Here is a 14,953-nt window from a genome sequence, read left to right as displayed (position 1 = left end):
AAAACAGGCGATAAAAAGGCGGCGGAGAATTCTCCGCCGCCTTGTATGATTTCTGATACGCCCCGTTTTCCTATATTACGCCACGGTCACGATACACTGACGGACCGCCTGCTGGCCGGGCAGTATGGAATAAACGCCGGCGCACCCCGCGCTCAGGCCGCTGATTTTATAATAGTAGCTCGAGCCGACCTTCTGCTGAAGGACGGGCTTGAGCACGCTGCCGTTCCCCGTAACGAATGCCGGAACGTCGCTGGTGCCGTTGGCGGTAAATTTGAACTGATAAGTAGCGCCCCGCTTGATCGTGAACGGATAGGTCGTGTCGGAGATTACCCCGGCCGCCTTGCCGTTGGCGGTGAAGGAGGTGGAAAGGTCCCCCAGGGTGGTGGTAATAGTAGCGGAGCCCTGGTTCACATTTGTGATCCGATAAAGATAACCGCCCGCCGTTTTCTGGTAAAACGCCACGGAAACCGCCGAGGGGTTGGATGAAACCGCCTGCGGCATGACGGATGAGGTGGTGGTTATTTTATAGATATAGGAGCTGTTGGCGCTGAAATAATACGGCGCCGTGGTATCCGATTTGAAAGTGGTTGCAGAGGGCGTCTGAGCAGGATCCTGCACCGGATTGGTGGGCTGGCTGGAGGAGGAGTAATCCACATAGGAGTAGTCCTGATCGACCGCGCCGCTGATCCCGGGAACAGTCGCGGAACCGTACTGCCATACGGTATACGGATTGCTGTACCGGGCGACGTCCACGCCCCAATGCGCCACCCATTTGTCGTAGGGGTCCAGAACGGAGCTGGAGAGGTTGGAGTTGAAGATGCTGGGAGAACTGTAAATACCGGCCTTGTAGCCCGCGCTTTCGATCGCGGAGCAGAAGGTCTGAGCGATACTGGAAAGAAGCTCCCGCGAAAGAACACGCTGGGTGCTGTCTTCAATATCGTAAAAGACCGGGTAATCGAGCTTGCGGCCATTTAAGATGCTGAGGCACATTCTCGCTTCCTCAGCGGCAGCCGCCACGGTCGTTGCGTAGCTGAAGTGATAGACGCCCACCTTGATCCCGTTCGCGGTGGCCCCTTCGTAGTTGGCGTTAAAATAAGCGTCGGTCTGCTTATCCCACTGCTCGCTGCCGTAGCCGGTGCGGATGATAGCGAAATCAACGCCGCTGCTTTTTACACTGCTCCAGTCAATGCCGCCCTGCCAGGCGGAAACATCAATTCCCTTCAGGACCACGTGTACGTTGCAGGCCGCGGTCTGTCCGTCGCTTGTTGTCGCCGTAATGACCGCCTTTCCCAGACCGGCGCCCGTTACCGTATTGCCTACGACGGTCGCCACGCCGGGGTCGCTGGAAGTCAGAACAGCGTCGCTCATGATGCATCCCATAACGGAAGCCGTCAGGGAAGCGCTTTCGCCGACTCTTAAAGCCAGCTTGGTGCTGTCAAGAGTCATGGCCGCGTTGGTAATGGTGCCGGTGTCCGTCGCATAAGCAGCAGTTGTGCAGAGCGATACAATCATTGCGAGCGCCAATACGAGAGAGACGAGCTTTCTTTTCATAATTTTCCTCCAATTGTTTTCGTTGGTCCACCATGTTTTTACCCACTGAAATTCGCAAAAGGCATGCATTTTTTCTTCTCGGTTTTGAAGTAGCAACACTGCACAATACAGCAGGAACGATACAATCTCAATTATATTTTTTATTACTAATTATGTCAAGTAAATACACCAAAAAACTCCATCCCCCAAAATACGTCAAATTCCCCTGAAAGAATAACAAAACGGACCGGAAAGAGCAAAAAGTGGCAGTTTTCCTGAATATTTCTGGGATTGCGTTTTAAAAGCCCCGGATTTGCCCCCTGCTTTTTGGGATAAATTCCCTTTTGCTTTTTTATTCCCGCCGAAAAGAACGGCAAAATTATAAACGGCAAAATTATATTTGATTATTTTCAGTAAATGCTTTACAATGGACAAGTGTATTTTTACAGCAATTTCATTTCAGTTTGCGGGACAAAACACGTTTTCCCCCCGCCGAAGGCGGGAGGAAAACGCAAACTTGTTGTAGAATCAACTGAAAATGCTGTATTGGTTGGAGGAAGTAATTTGTCAAGTTATGTAAATGAGATTGAAAGAAGAAGGACGTTCGCTATTATTTCCCACCCGGATGCGGGAAAGACGACCTTGACGGAAAAGCTTTTGCTTTACGGCGGGGCCATCGCGCTGGCGGGTTCGGTCAAAGGGAAAAAGACCGCGAAGCACGCGGTTTCCGACTGGATGGAGATCGAAAAACAGAGGGGAATCTCGGTTACTTCTTCCGTTATGCAGTTCAATTACAACGGCTACTGTATCAATATTCTGGACACCCCGGGGCATCAGGATTTTTCAGAGGACACCTACCGCACTCTGATGGCGGCGGACTCCGCCGTCATGGTGATCGACGCTTCCAAGGGCGTTGAAAAGCAGACCCGCAAGCTTTTTAAGGTCTGCACGCTGAGGCATATCCCTATTTTTACCTTTATCAATAAAATGGACAGGGAAGCCAGAAGCCCGTTCGACCTTCTGGAAGAGATCGAAAAGGAACTGGGCATCCAGACCTTTCCCATAAACTGGCCGATCGGTTCGGGAAAAGAATTCAAGGGCGTTTATGACCGGAATAAAAAGGAGATCATCGCCTTTACCGCCAACAACGGCCAGCGGGAGGTGGAGGCGACGGAAGTCGGGCTCGACGATGAAAAGCTGGAAGCCCTGATCGGCGGGGATCACCGCGGGACTTTGGTGGACGATATCGAGCTGCTCGACGGCGCGGGCGGCGAATTTGATCTGGAGGCCGTCCGGAACGGAAAACTTTCGCCGGTTTTCTTCGGTTCGGCGCTCACCAATTTCGGCGTGGAGCCTTTTCTTGAGGAGTTTCTGAATATGACCACCCCGCCGCTTCCCAGAGAGGCGGACACCGGCCTGATCGATCCTCTGACCAACGAGTTTTCCGCTTTTGTCTTTAAGATTCAGGCCAATATGAACAAGGCGCACCGCGACAGAATCGCGTTCATGCGCATCTGTTCGGGCAGGTTTGAGAAGAACATGGAAGTCATGCATATGCAGGGCGGAAAGAAGATGAAGCTTTCGCAGCCCCAGCAGCTGATGGCGCAGGACCGCGAGGTGATCGACGAGGCCTACGCGGGCGATATCATCGGCGTGTTTGACCCCGGCATCTTTTCCATTGGCGACACCATCTGTACCCCGCCGCAAAAATTCCTGTTCGGCGGGATCCCGACCTTCGCGCCGGAGCATTTCAACCGCGTGCAGCAGGTGGACACCATGAAAAGGAAACAGTTCGTCAAGGGGATTTCTCAGATCGCGCAGGAAGGCGCCATCCAGATTTTCCAGGAGCTGGGCGGCGGTATGGAAGAAGTGATCGTCGGCGTGGTGGGGACCCTTCAGTTCGACGTTCTGGAATACCGTCTGAAAAACGAGTATAACGTCGACATCCGCATGGAAGGGCTGCCGTATCAGTATATCCGCTGGATCGAAAACGAAGGGCTTGACCCCAAGACGCTGAACCTGACGTCCGACACCAAACGGATTCAGGACCTGAAGGGCAGCCGCCTTCTGATTTTCGCGAATGAATGGAGCATCCGCTGGGCGCAGGAGCACAATCGGGGCCTGAACCTCGCGGAATTCGGCAGATGACGGAGGATACGGTATTGGAGGGGCTCTTGTGCGCTTTATGAGGAGCTTTAATGCGTTTATTGAGAAATGGATGGCGCTGGTTACGCCGCTCTGCCTTTTTATGGGCGTGCTTTTCGCGCCCCAGTTCGGCCGGATCTTATTTCTGGTGCCCTACATTTTTGCGTTTATGACCTTTTGCGGCAGTCTGGGGTCAAAATTCTCCGATATCGGGCGGGTGGTGCAGCACCCTCTGCCGCTGTTTCTGTCCGTTTTGATTTTGCACGCGGTCCTGCCGCTTCTCGCGCTCAGCGCGGGGAACCTGTTTTTTCCACAAAGTCCGTATATCGTTACCGGGATGGTTTTGGAATTCGTTGTGCCGAGCGCCGTGGTCAGCACCATGTGGGTTTCCATCTATTGCGGCAGCGCTCCGTTCACGCTTTCCCTTCTGCTGATCGATACGCTTCTGGCTCCGTTCAGCGTGCCGTTCAGTTTACGTCTTTTCGTCGGCTCGAATGTGCAGGTCGACACCGTGGGCATGATGAAGGAGCTTTTGCTGATGGTGGGCATCCCCGCGCTTGTGGGGATGACGCTGAATCAGCTGACCGGGGGTACGGTCAAACAGACCCTGTCGCCCAAACTCGCGCCGTTCGGGAAAATCGCGCTGATGCTGGTGGTCTGCGCCAATTCGTCCAAGGTGGCGCCCTTTATCCGCAACATGACGCCGCGTCTCTTTGCGGTGGCCGGGTCCATTCTGCTGCTTGCCGTGCTGGGGTACGCGCTGGGCTGGGCCTTTGCGGCGGTGCTGAAGCTGAAACGGGAGCTGGTCGTATCCATGACGTTCGGCTGTGGGATGAGAAATATCAGCGCGGGCGCGGTCATTGCCGCGGCGTATTTTCCGGCGGAGGTCATGTTCCCGGTTATGATCGGGACGCTCTTTCAGCAGGTGCTGGCCGCTTGTTTTGCCCAGCTGCTTGTAAAACGCTGCGGCGTTCGGAAAGAAGCTTGATTTTTTAAGAAGGCATTTTTCCGCCTGTCTTCCATGTTTACATAAATTGAAAAGATAAAAAACGCGTCCTGACCGGGGGTTTGATCCGGGTCGGGGCGCGTTTTTTGGCTGTCGGTTCAGTTCCTGTCTTCCGCCAGAATTTCCAGCCAGTATCCGTCGGGGTCGGCGATAAAATACAGGTCCATGTCGTGGTTTTCGTAGCAGATGCACCCCATTTCCTTGTGCAGGGCGTAGGCTTCCGCCTTGTCGGGCACACCGAACGCGATGTGGATTTCGTTGTCGCCTAGGTTGTACGGTTCCTTACGGTCGCGCAGCCAGGTCAGCTCAAGCTGATGCTCCGTCTGCCCGTCCCCTAAAAACGCAAGGGTAAAGGAGCCGTCCGAGGCGGTTTTGCGCCTGATTTCCGTCAGCCCGAGCGCCTTTTTGTAAAACGCGATGCTTTTGTCTAAATCAAACACATTCAGGTTGTTGTGCAGAAATTTCGCTTTCATAAAAACACCTCCGTCTTTTTATGGATTTATTATATTTCATATCGGGCTGCTTTTCAATGATCCGCTCGTCCAAAAGCGGAGCGCTCCGGTTGTTTTTTTAATAAAATCAAGCTATAATCATTTTAAGTATTTCCAATATGCCCATGCCCAACAGCAACTCCATTTCAGTTTGCGAGACAAAACACGTTTCTTCCCCGCCTTTGGCGGGGAAGAAACGAAATCTTGTTGCAGAATCAACTGGAAATGTTGTAAGGACTGCGGCTATACGGGTTTACAGTAAGGGAAAACAACCTCAAGGGGAAGTGATTTTATTTTTGAGACATTCATCGGCGTTCTCGAAAAGTGCGTGCTGTTCAAGGGCATCACCCCGGCCGAGATCGCACAGATGCTGAACTGCCTTTCTCCCCGCGGAGCGGATTACGCAAAGGGCGGTCTGGTCGCTCAGGCCTCGGGGCCGATGCAGGAAATCGGAATCGTGCTTGACGGCGCGGTCGCGGTGACGAAGGAAACCCCGCTCGGTGAACGGATCGTTTTCAATAAAATCCAGCCCGGGGGAATTTTCGGGGAAGTGGCGGCTCTGTCCGATCTTCAGCGTTCCCCTGCGACGATTTTCGCGCTGGAAAAAAGCACGGTGATGTTTATCCTGCCGTCTAAAATTTTAACGCCGTGCAGCAGAACCTGCCGCTGGCACACCCTGCTGACGGAAAATTTGATTCGTCTTGTGGCGGACAGGGCGCTGTATCTGAACCGCAAGATCGACTTTCTGACGATCAAAAGTATGCGCGGGAAGCTCTGCACTTATCTTTTCGAGCAGTACCGCAAATCGGGAAAACAGCGGTTCACTTTGCCGTACAACCGCAATGAGCTTGCGGATTTTCTCAATGTTTCCCGCCCGTCCATGTCCCGCGAGCTCGGCCGGATGCGCGATGAGGGAATCCTCGCCTTTCGCGGGGACAGCTTCGAACTGCTCGACGTGGAAAAGCTGAAAAGCTTTGTGCAGTAGAAACCTGAAAACGAAAGGGGAGAGACAAATGAACAGCCAAAACAACCGGATTCTGAAAGCCATGGTCCGCTACAACGAGGGGGACCCGAAAAGGGTACAGCACGCGCTGAAGGTATATGCATTTGCAAAGTCCATCGGCGAGCTGGAAGGCCTGGACGAAAATACAATGGAGATTCTGGAGCTTGCCGCCATCCTTCACGATATCGGAATCCGGAACAGCGAACGGAAATACGGCTCCTCCTCCGGAAAATATCAGGAGCTGGAGGGCCCCCCGGTCGCGGAAAAAATTCTTCTGGAGGCCGGTATCCCGCGGGCGGTGATCGACCGAGTCTGTTTTCTGATCGGCCGCCACCACACCTATACCGAAATCAGCGGCCCGGATTATCAGATTCTGGTCGAGGCGGATTTTTTGGTCAACCTTTATGAGGACGGTATGGCCGAAGCGCAGGCGCGGTCCGTTCTGCAAAAATATTTCAAAACGGAAACAGGTAAGGAATATCTTTCTGAAATGTATCTGAACTCCCGGGACGGAGCGTCGGTTTGAAAAGTCCTTTCCTTTATTCCAATGACAATAAACGGTATCATACGCTGAGCTATCATCTGAAAAAGCGGTTTGACCGCCGGGTTTTCAAGGCGGTGATCGACGCGGGCTTCACCTGCCCGAATCTGGACGGCTCCAAAGGCTTCGGCGGCTGCACCTATTGCCTGTCCGGCAGCGGGGACTTTACCCACGGGGCGGACAGGAGCGTCGCCGAGCAGGTGCGCATGGAGCTCAATCGGGTGCGCGAAAAAACACCCGGCGCGGATGTGATTGCCTACTTTCAGGCGCATACCAACACCTACGCGCCGCTTCCCAGGCTGCGGGAGCTGTATGAATCCGCCCTGGGCGCCGAAGGCGTGTGCGGGATCAGCATCGCCACGCGCGCGGACGCTCTGGAAGCCGAAACGATGGATTATCTTGCCGGACTGTCCGGAAAAACGTATCTGACGGTGGAGCTGGGCTTGCAGACCATCCATGACGCCACCGCCAGGAGAATCAACCGCTGCCATTCCTGTGCCGTATTTACAGAGGCTTTTCAGGCGCTCAAATCCCGCGGCATCCGTGTCTGCGTACACATCATCAACGGGCTTCCGGGGGAGACCCCTGAAATGATGCTGGACACTGCCCGGGCGGTCGGCGCGCTGGGGGCGGACGCGGTGAAAATCCATCTCCTGCAGGTCATGCGGGGGACTCCTATGGAGAGCCAGCTTGCGGCGGGAGAAGTCGTCCCCATGACCAGGGAAGGGTATCTCGACGTGGTCTGTTCCCAGCTGGAGGTTCTGCCGCCCGAAACGGTGATCGAACGGATCACGGGGGACGGCGCCCGCGATCAGCTGATCGCGCCGCTCTGGGGTGTGGATAAAATCGCCGTGCTCGGCGGCATCGACCGTGCGCTTGTCCAGAAGGATACCTGGCAGGGAAAACGATATGTATAAAAAAGAGCGCCTTTTCAACCGAAAAGCGCTCCGAGAGTATCGAAAGATGAGAAATCGTGTTAAAGCGAAAGCGAAAATCCAATGAGCCTCCCTCCGTGAGGGAAGCGGGGCGCCGGAGGGGGTTAACTCCTTCAAAGAGGGAGCCCAAAAGAGGCTGTGCGGCTTGATCGCTGTCAGGAACGCGTTCCCGCTTTATTTGTCGGCGTTCGGATAGGGAATCATATCTCCCCTTTGGGAAAAGAATGCGATCCGGCCGCGGTAGCCTTCCGTACGGCTGTCGGTTTTCAGCTCCTCAAACACGGAGGTGTTTTCGCTGAAATGCATCGGTACCGCCAGCTCTGCGCCCACGGTTCTCATAAAGTAGTCCAGACCGCGCAGCGCGTGTTCCTCCAGCCTGGGGTCGGCCGGAACAAACGCGATATCGATCGCTTCGCCCTTCAGCGTGTCGACCTGTTCCCTGTAACGGCGGGTCATTTCGCGGTTGTCGCCGTCGGGCTCCCCGTTCCAGTACCAGTCGTTTAAATCCCCGGCGTGATAAATGCACAGGCCGTCCGCCTGAATGAGGAACGCCACGCCGATATCGGTGGAATCGAGCGTGCGCACGCTCAGGTTGCCAAGGTCGTATTCCCTTCCGGGAGCGACCCTGATTACGTCCTCGGAGGTTTTGATATCGTCGGAGAGTACGTAGCGGATTTTTCCGACGGTTTTGCGCCAGCTGAAAATCCTCGGGTTATAGTGGTCGGGGTGGCTGTGAGAGACAAAGACGACCACGTCGAGGTCTTTGATTTCCTCCGGGTCGACGACGCCCTTTGCTAGCCCGCAGCCCTTCGGGGAGTCAAGGTAATAATCGAAGATAAAAAAATGGCGGTCTGTTTTTAAAGTGAAGCCGCTGTTGTACAGATATCTGATTTCGGCTTTCATACGATTCTCCTTCCGTTCGGAGCGGTTACTGCATGCTGCCGCCCTCGATGATGCCCGCTTTGTTCAGGTTCTGCTTGTGTTCCTCATAGGTTTTCGCGTAGTAGTAATTTCCGCTGGAATCGGCGGCAAAGTAAAGGTAGTCGGTGTCTGCCGGGTTGACCGCGGCGTTCAGCGCGGCTTTGCCGGGGTTGCAGATGGCGCCGACCGGCAGGGCGGGGCATTTCCGGGTATTATAATAGGAATTGTAGCGGTTGATATCGCCGGTGAGGTTGGGCTTCAGATATTTTTCCACATAGATGACCGTTACATCCGCCTGCAGCTTCATGCCGGCTTTCAGCCGGTTGTGGAACACGGAGGACACCTTTGCCATTTCGTTTACGTTTCCCGATTCCTTTTCGATAATGGAGGCAAGGGTGACGATCTGGTCGGTGGTCATACCGGAATAGCTGTAGCTGCCGCCGATTCTGCTTTCCGCGTTTTTCAACATTTTGCCGAGCGCGTCCTGCGGCTTCATGTCTTTATAAAATTCATAGGTATCGGGGAAAAGGTATCCTTCCAGCTTGTAGCAGCGGTTCGCGTTGGAACCCAGCTTGCCGATCAGGGAATAATAGCTGAAATCGTAGGAATTCGCGGTGCTCAGCAGTTCGCTTTTTTTGCAGACGCCGTTCGCTTCCAGCCGGTCGCCGATCTGCGACAGCGTATATCCCTCGGGGATCACCACGCGCACGGTCTGGGCCTTTTCCGGCTGGGATGGGGAAGCGGGCGCGGAAGAAGCACTCTGCTTTTGGGAGGATGTCCCCTTGGAAGAGGTCACTGCCGGGGAGGAAACGGAAGAAACCCCAGAGCTGTCCTCCGGTCCGGAGGATGTATCCGGTCCGGAGGAACCCGTTTCACTGACCACGGCGCTGCTCGACTGACTGGAGGACTCACTTCCGTCGTTTTTTGAACAGGCGGAAAGAGAAAAGCAGACTGCCAGTACGGTCAGCATTGCGAGAAATTGTTTCATGGATTGAATCACACCTTTTATTTCTATCATTCCTGACAGTTTTTCGATCCTTTCCATTTTATAACCTTTTTCTGTATAATTCAATAGAATGCGTCATTCTTCGACATCTCCAAAAACAGGAAAACAGATCACTGAACCGTTAAGGGAGGTCATTTTTTTGGAATTCAGCTTTGAAAAATACGCACAGCAGTTCCTTTCGCTGCTGGAATCGTCCCTGCCGAAAATCCTGGGCGCGCTGCTGATTTTAGGGGTCGGCTGGTGGCTCAGCAACCAGGCGGTCAGACTGATGTTCCGCGCGATGTCGCGCTCAAAGACGGACACGGGCCTCGTCACTTTTATCAGCTCTCTCGCCAAAGTGCTGCTGAAAACGATCGTATGCATTACGGCGGCGGCCCAGCTCGGCATGAACGTCGGTTCCGTTATCGCCGCGATCGGCGCGGCGGGCCTGACGATCGGCCTTGCCGTGAAAGACAATATGGCCAACATCGCCTGCGGCGCGCAGATCATCTTTACAAAGCCGTTCCGCGTCGGGGATTACATCCTCTTTGAGGAAACGGAAGGAACGGTGGAGCGGATCGAAACCATGTTTACCACGCTCAGGACCTTCGACAATAAAGAGGTCGTGATTCCGAACGCCAAAATCACCTCCGGCGTCATCGTCAATTATTCCGCCATGGCGACCCGCCGCCTGGACCTGAAATACACCGTCGCTTACGACGAGGATATCGGAAAGGTGAAAAGCCTGCTCGAAAATCTGGCCGGACGGAATTCCATGGTGGTCGGCAGCCCCGCTCCGCTGGTCGTGGTCGGTGAACACGGGGAAAACGGCGTCGCTGTGGAGGTGAGGGCGTGGTGTAAAACGGACGATTACCTGACCCTTTATTTTGACATGCAGGAAAAGGTAAAGCTTGCGTTTGACGAGGCGGGCATCCGGATTCCTCACAATCAGCTCGATGTCCACTTAAAGCCCGAAGAATAAAAGACACGGCCCAAACGGGAAAGAGCGGCAGCCCTGCAAAACAGGACTGCCGCTCTTTTAAAAAACTGCTTTGCAAAACGCGGGGCTACGCCAGCGCCTGCTGAAGATCGTACAGAATATCGTCGATGTGCTCGGTGCCGATGGAAAGACGGACGGTGTTCGGCTTGATGCCGGACCGGAGCAGCTCGTCTTCGTTCATCTGGGAATGAGTGGTGCTCGCCGGGTGGATGACCAGCGATTTCACGTCGGCCACGTTTGCCAGCAGAGAGAAAATTTCAAGACGGTCGATAAAGTCCTTCGCCTCTTCCGCGCCGCCTTTGATCTCAAACGTAAAGATGGAGCCTGCGCCGTTGGGAAAATATTTGTTATATAAAAAGTTGTATTTGCTGTCCGGTAAGGCGGGGTGATTGACGCGCTCCACCTTCGGGTGTCTGGAAAGGAAATCCACTGCCTTCAGAGCGTTCTCAACATGGCGCTCCACGCGAAGGGAGAGGGTCTCAAGGCCCTGCAGCAGCAGGAAGGAGTTAAACGGGCTGATGGTCGCGCCGGTATCTCTCAGCAGGATTACGCGGATTCGGGTCACAAAAGCCGCCGCGCCGACGTTTTTTGTAAAGCTGATGCCGTGGTAGCTCGGATCGGGCTCGCTCAGCCACGGGAATTTGCCGGAGGCCTCCCAGTCGAAGCCGCCGCCGTCGATGATGACTCCGCCCAAGGAGGAGCCGTGGCCGCCGATAAACTTTGTCGCGGAATGGACGACTACGTCCGCGCCGTGCTCAATGGGGCGCAGAAGGTACGGCGTCGCAAAGGTGTTGTCCACAATCAGGGGGATCCCGTTTTTGTGCGCGACCGCGGCGACCGCGTCGATGTCGACAATACTGGAATTCGGGTTGCCGAGGGTCTCGATAAAAATCGCCTTGGTATTGGGCCGGATCGCGTTTTCAAAGCTTCCTTCCACGTCGGGGTCGACAAACGTGGTGGTGATGCCGAAAGCCGCGAGCGTATGTTCCAGCAGATTGTAGGTCCCGCCGTAAATGGTGTTGGCGGAGACGATATGGTCGCCCGCGTGAGCGACATTTTCAATCGCGTAGGTGATGGCGGCCGCGCCGGACGCGGTGGCCAGCGCCGCTACGCCGCCTTCTAGGGCGGCCATGCGCTGTTCAAACACATCGGAGGTGGGGTTCATCAGTCTGCCGTAGACGTTGCCGCCTTCCGTCAGGCCGAAGCGGCCCGCAGCCTGCGCGGAATCCTTAAACACGAAGGAAGCGGTCTGGTAAATCGGAACCGCTCTCGCATCCGTTGCGGAATCCGGCTTTTCCTGTCCCGCGTGTACCTGTATGGTCTCAAACCTGTATTTTCTTTCGCTCATTGTCGTTGCTCCTTCTGCATCTTTATTTCCGTATCCCGGGAAATTACAAAATCGATTTCCTGCTGCAACAATAGGAGGCGCACATTCGGTCATACGGAAAGAGGGAACGATTCGGCTTGTGAAAAGAGTGGTACTTTGTCTTCATAGGGCTCCTCCTTTTATGGTAATATTATAATTCATATCGAATTAGTAATATATATTGTTGACATAGTACTACGTGAAAGGAGAAATGTCAAGGCTTTTTTCTAAAAAAGCGCCCCGGTATCAGGCGCGAAAGCTCCTGATACCGGGGCGCAGGGTGATTCAGGTAATCTGAAAAATATAAAATTTGAGGTAATTGGTTTCCGGCACATTCCATAAAACAGGATGGTCGGGGGACTGCTGCCTCGCTTCGATCTGGCGGAGCGACACCTGGGCGTCAAACGCCGCGCTGCGCAGCATGCTGCAAAAAAGGGGTTCCGTCATGAAATGGGAGCAGGAGCAGGTCGCGAGGTAGCCGCCGCGCGGCAGCAGCTTCATGGCGCGCAGGTTGATTTCCTTGTACCCCTTCATCGCGTGGTCGACGGTCTGGCGCGATTTGGTGAAGGCCGGCGGGTCGAGTACGATCAGGTCGTAGCCGTCCTTTTTGCCCATCGGCATCTGCGGCAGCAGGTCGAACACGTTGGCCGTCTGGAAGCTCATTTTTTCCTGCAATTGGTTGCGCCCGGCGTTTTCCTCCGCCATGGCGACCGCGTCGGCGGAAATGTCCACCGCGTGTACGTGTTCCGCGCCGCCCTTCGCCGCGTTCAGCGCAAAGGAGCCGGTGTGGGTAAAGCAGTCCAGCACCCGCTTGCCGCGGCTGATTTTCGCGACCGCCTGCCGGTTGTATTTCTGGTCGAGGAAAAATCCGGTTTTCTGCCCGTTTTCAAAGTCGACGGCGTATTCGATCCCGTTTTCCGTGATCGTTGTCCGGGTCGTCTGCGGCGTTTCCAGCCCGGCGATGGGGAAGAAACCCTTATTTTGCCGCATCCCTTCCAGCTCGCGGATAGCGACGTCGTTTCGCTCGTAGACGCCGTCTATGCTCTGGCCGTCCTCCCTCAGGATTTTGCACAGCAGGGGGAAGAGGACGGGCTTCAGCTTTTCCATGCCGAGAGAAAGCGTCTGCGCGACCAGTATGTTTTGAAAGCGGTCCACCGTCAGCCCGGGAAAAAGATCCGCCTCGCCGAAAATGATCCGGCAGCAGGAGACGTCGTCCCCCATCACGGTTTTTCGGTACTCCCATGCGTGGCGAAGGCGGCGCTCGAAAAAAGCTTCGTCAAAGACGTCGTTGGCGCTGCGGGAAATCAGCCGGATCCTGATTTTGGAGTGGTCGTTGATAAACCCGGTGCCCAGATATTTTTCGCGGATGCTGAACACGTCGGCCAGCCCGCCGTTTTCATACGCGCCCTCGATTTTGAGGATCTCCGTGTTGTAGACCCACGGGTGCCCGGACTGGATGCTGTTTTCCGCCTTGCGGGTCAGGGTGATCTTAGGGTATCTTCTGTTTTGCTTCATGAATTTTCCTCACAACCTGAAATGATTTTACAGCCGGCCGCAGGATTTCGTATCCGGCGCGGCGAAGGATAAGCCTGTAATGATGGATTTATTATAGCATAAAATCGCCGGCTTACAATCCTTCATTTTTACCGCCGTCGTTTACAGTTTTGTAGCAACCACTTACAGTTCTGTTGCTTTTCTTGCTTTCACCGCCGGCGGGTACTATGATAAATTTGTAAAGTGAAAATGATAGGGAGGAATTTCAATGAAAACAGGGAAGTTTGCGGCTGCGATCGTTTTGGTGGCTTTATTGACAATTCTGACCGCCTGCTCAAAAGCCGGAACGGCTCAGAACGGTACCCCGGAGATCCTTCAGCCCGCGCAGTCGGTACAGAACATCGACCGGAACGAAGCAAGGAACGCCGTCAAAAATATGATCCGTATGGATTATACAAAATACAAAATCGACCTGATCAACGGAAATTTTGAATATCAGGGAAACCAGTACTACCAGTTTTTAATTTCCGACAAAAACGAGTCCATAGAGCCGTCCATCATTGTCAGCAAGCACAACGGCGCCGTCCTTTGCTATTACCCTGACGACACCGTAACACAGGTCTATCAGGACGGGGTATTCAAATCCAGATGCTGAACATCTTTTGAAGCACTCAACAAACAGCCGCCGCCGGAAATCCGGCGGCGGCCTTTTCGTCGATACGCCTTCATCGGGAAAACCTTACGCGATCCCGATCGCTTTTTTAATAAAATAATACAGGAAAGGAAGAAGAATGGCCGGCAGCATGTTGCCGACCTTTATTTTTTTGATTTTCAGCATGTTCAGCCCGATCGCCATAATCAGGACGCCGCCGATGGCCGAAATCTCCCGGATCATTTCGTCGGTCAGCAGGGCTTTGAGGGAAGACGCCAGCAGCGTGATAATCCCCTGATAAACGAACACGGCCGCGGCGGAAAAAATCACGCCGAAGCCCATGGTCGAGCTGAGAAAAATGGACACGATGCCGTCGAGCACCGATTTGGCGAACAGCGTCTGGTGATTGCCGGTCAGCCCGCTTTCAATGGAGCCGACGATCGCCATGGAGCCGACGCAGAACACAAGGCTGGCGGTCACAAAGGCTTTTGAGACGCTGCCGTCCGTGCTCGAAGTCCTGCTTTCGATCAGCCGGCCCAGCCCCGCGAGCCGGTCCTCGATTTTCAGCGCCTCGCCGAGGATGCTGCCGATCACCAGGCTGAAAATCAGCAGCACCAGATCGTTTGTTTTGACGGCGCTCATGATTCCGATCAGCAGGACGGACAGCGCGACCCCGTCCATAATGGTTTCACGGTAATGATCCCGGATACCGCTTTTTAAAATCAATCCCAGCGCCGTTCCCAGCACAATGGCCAGCGCGTTGACAATGGTCCCTAACATGTTTCAGCACTTCCCGTTTCTTCATATGGTTCTAATCATATATCATTTTGGGAATCGGTGTCAATAAGATTAACTTTTTGGCGAAGATATGGTATGATAGTCTC

General features: G+C 54.3%; 14 protein-coding genes. 7 read left to right on the top strand and 7 right to left on the bottom strand.

The window, feature by feature from the left end; all coding sequences use genetic code 11:
- Nucleotides 1-75: 75 nt before the first annotated feature.
- The gene (locus tag ACQGQ5_RS01845; protein WP_455734900.1) at nucleotides 76-1,551 is read right to left on the bottom strand and encodes a GH25 family lysozyme; all 1,476 of its coding nucleotides are present in this window, start codon (nucleotides 1,549-1,551) and stop codon (nucleotides 76-78) included.
- A gap of 543 nt (nucleotides 1,552-2,094) precedes the next feature.
- Between ACQGQ5_RS01845 and ACQGQ5_RS01840 the strand changes: the two genes are divergently transcribed.
- Entirely contained in the window at nucleotides 2,095-3,678 is a 1,584-nt protein-coding gene (locus ACQGQ5_RS01840; protein ID WP_455734899.1) for a peptide chain release factor 3, read from the top strand.
- A gap of 37 nt (nucleotides 3,679-3,715) precedes the next feature.
- Nucleotides 3,716-4,663, top strand: coding sequence for a bile acid:sodium symporter family protein (locus tag ACQGQ5_RS01835; RefSeq protein ID WP_455735135.1), 948 nt, complete (start codon nucleotides 3,716-3,718; stop codon nucleotides 4,661-4,663).
- Nucleotides 4,664-4,779: 116 nt separating this feature from the next.
- Here the strand turns inward: ACQGQ5_RS01835 and ACQGQ5_RS01830 are convergent, their stop codons facing one another.
- The gene (locus ACQGQ5_RS01830) at nucleotides 4,780-5,154 is read right to left on the bottom strand and encodes a VOC family protein (protein WP_455734898.1); all 375 of its coding nucleotides are present in this window, start codon (nucleotides 5,152-5,154) and stop codon (nucleotides 4,780-4,782) included.
- Nucleotides 5,155-5,500: 346 nt separating this feature from the next.
- Between ACQGQ5_RS01830 and ACQGQ5_RS01825 the strand changes: the two genes are divergently transcribed.
- The 3 genes from ACQGQ5_RS01825 to ACQGQ5_RS01815 are packed head-to-tail and all read left to right on the top strand — an operon-like array spanning nucleotide 5,501 to nucleotide 7,633.
- Nucleotides 5,501-6,157 carry a Crp/Fnr family transcriptional regulator gene (locus tag ACQGQ5_RS01825; RefSeq protein ID WP_455734897.1) on the top strand — a complete coding sequence of 219 codons (657 nt, stop codon included), beginning with the start codon at nucleotides 5,501-5,503 and terminating at the stop codon, nucleotides 6,155-6,157.
- A gap of 28 nt (nucleotides 6,158-6,185) precedes the next feature.
- Nucleotides 6,186-6,701 (top strand): HD domain-containing protein, encoded by a 516-nt coding sequence (locus ACQGQ5_RS01820; protein WP_455734896.1) that lies wholly within the window; start codon nucleotides 6,186-6,188, stop codon nucleotides 6,699-6,701.
- Nucleotides 6,698-7,633: a TIGR01212 family radical SAM protein gene (locus ACQGQ5_RS01815; RefSeq protein WP_455734895.1), complete on the top strand. Its 936-nt coding sequence runs from the start codon at nucleotides 6,698-6,700 to the stop codon at nucleotides 7,631-7,633. Before ACQGQ5_RS01820 ends, ACQGQ5_RS01815 begins: the two co-directional genes overlap by 4 nt.
- Nucleotides 7,634-7,825: 192 nt before the next feature.
- Here the strand turns inward: ACQGQ5_RS01815 and ACQGQ5_RS01810 are convergent, their stop codons facing one another.
- Nucleotides 7,826-8,554 (bottom strand): MBL fold metallo-hydrolase, encoded by a 729-nt coding sequence (locus ACQGQ5_RS01810; RefSeq protein ID WP_455734894.1) that lies wholly within the window; start codon nucleotides 8,552-8,554, stop codon nucleotides 7,826-7,828.
- Nucleotides 8,555-8,579: 25 nt separating this feature from the next.
- Nucleotides 8,580-9,560, bottom strand: coding sequence for an endolytic transglycosylase MltG (mltG, locus tag ACQGQ5_RS01805; protein ID WP_455734893.1), 981 nt, complete (start codon nucleotides 9,558-9,560; stop codon nucleotides 8,580-8,582).
- A gap of 157 nt (nucleotides 9,561-9,717) precedes the next feature.
- Here mltG and ACQGQ5_RS01800 point away from each other — a divergent pair, with 157 nt between their 5' ends.
- Nucleotides 9,718-10,539, top strand: coding sequence for a mechanosensitive ion channel family protein (locus ACQGQ5_RS01800; protein ID WP_455734892.1), 822 nt, complete (start codon nucleotides 9,718-9,720; stop codon nucleotides 10,537-10,539).
- 85 nt (nucleotides 10,540-10,624) lie between these two features.
- Here the strand turns inward: ACQGQ5_RS01800 and ACQGQ5_RS01795 are convergent, their stop codons facing one another.
- Together ACQGQ5_RS01795 and ACQGQ5_RS01790 are read right to left on the bottom strand one after the other, a co-directional pair.
- Entirely contained in the window at nucleotides 10,625-11,905 is a 1,281-nt protein-coding gene (locus ACQGQ5_RS01795; protein WP_455734891.1) for an O-acetylhomoserine aminocarboxypropyltransferase/cysteine synthase family protein, read from the bottom strand.
- Nucleotides 11,906-12,208: 303 nt separating this feature from the next.
- Nucleotides 12,209-13,438: a class I SAM-dependent rRNA methyltransferase gene (locus tag ACQGQ5_RS01790; protein ID WP_455734890.1), complete on the bottom strand. Its 1,230-nt coding sequence runs from the start codon at nucleotides 13,436-13,438 to the stop codon at nucleotides 12,209-12,211.
- 247 nt (nucleotides 13,439-13,685) lie between these two features.
- On the opposite strand from ACQGQ5_RS01790, the gene ACQGQ5_RS01785 reads away from it, so the two are divergent.
- Nucleotides 13,686-14,072, top strand: a complete 387-nt coding sequence (locus ACQGQ5_RS01785) for a hypothetical protein (protein ID WP_455734889.1) — start codon at nucleotides 13,686-13,688, stop codon at nucleotides 14,070-14,072.
- Between the two features lie 84 nt (nucleotides 14,073-14,156).
- Here the strand turns inward: ACQGQ5_RS01785 and ACQGQ5_RS01780 are convergent, their stop codons facing one another.
- Nucleotides 14,157-14,849 carry a DUF554 domain-containing protein gene (locus tag ACQGQ5_RS01780; protein ID WP_455734888.1) on the bottom strand — a complete coding sequence of 231 codons (693 nt, stop codon included), beginning with the start codon at nucleotides 14,847-14,849 and terminating at the stop codon, nucleotides 14,157-14,159.
- Nucleotides 14,850-14,953: the final 104 nt, after the last annotated feature.

This window comes from Caproiciproducens sp., assembly GCF_053840905.1.
The sequence above is the reverse complement of the archived record's forward strand: the minus strand, read 5'-3'. Positions and strand labels throughout refer to the sequence as shown.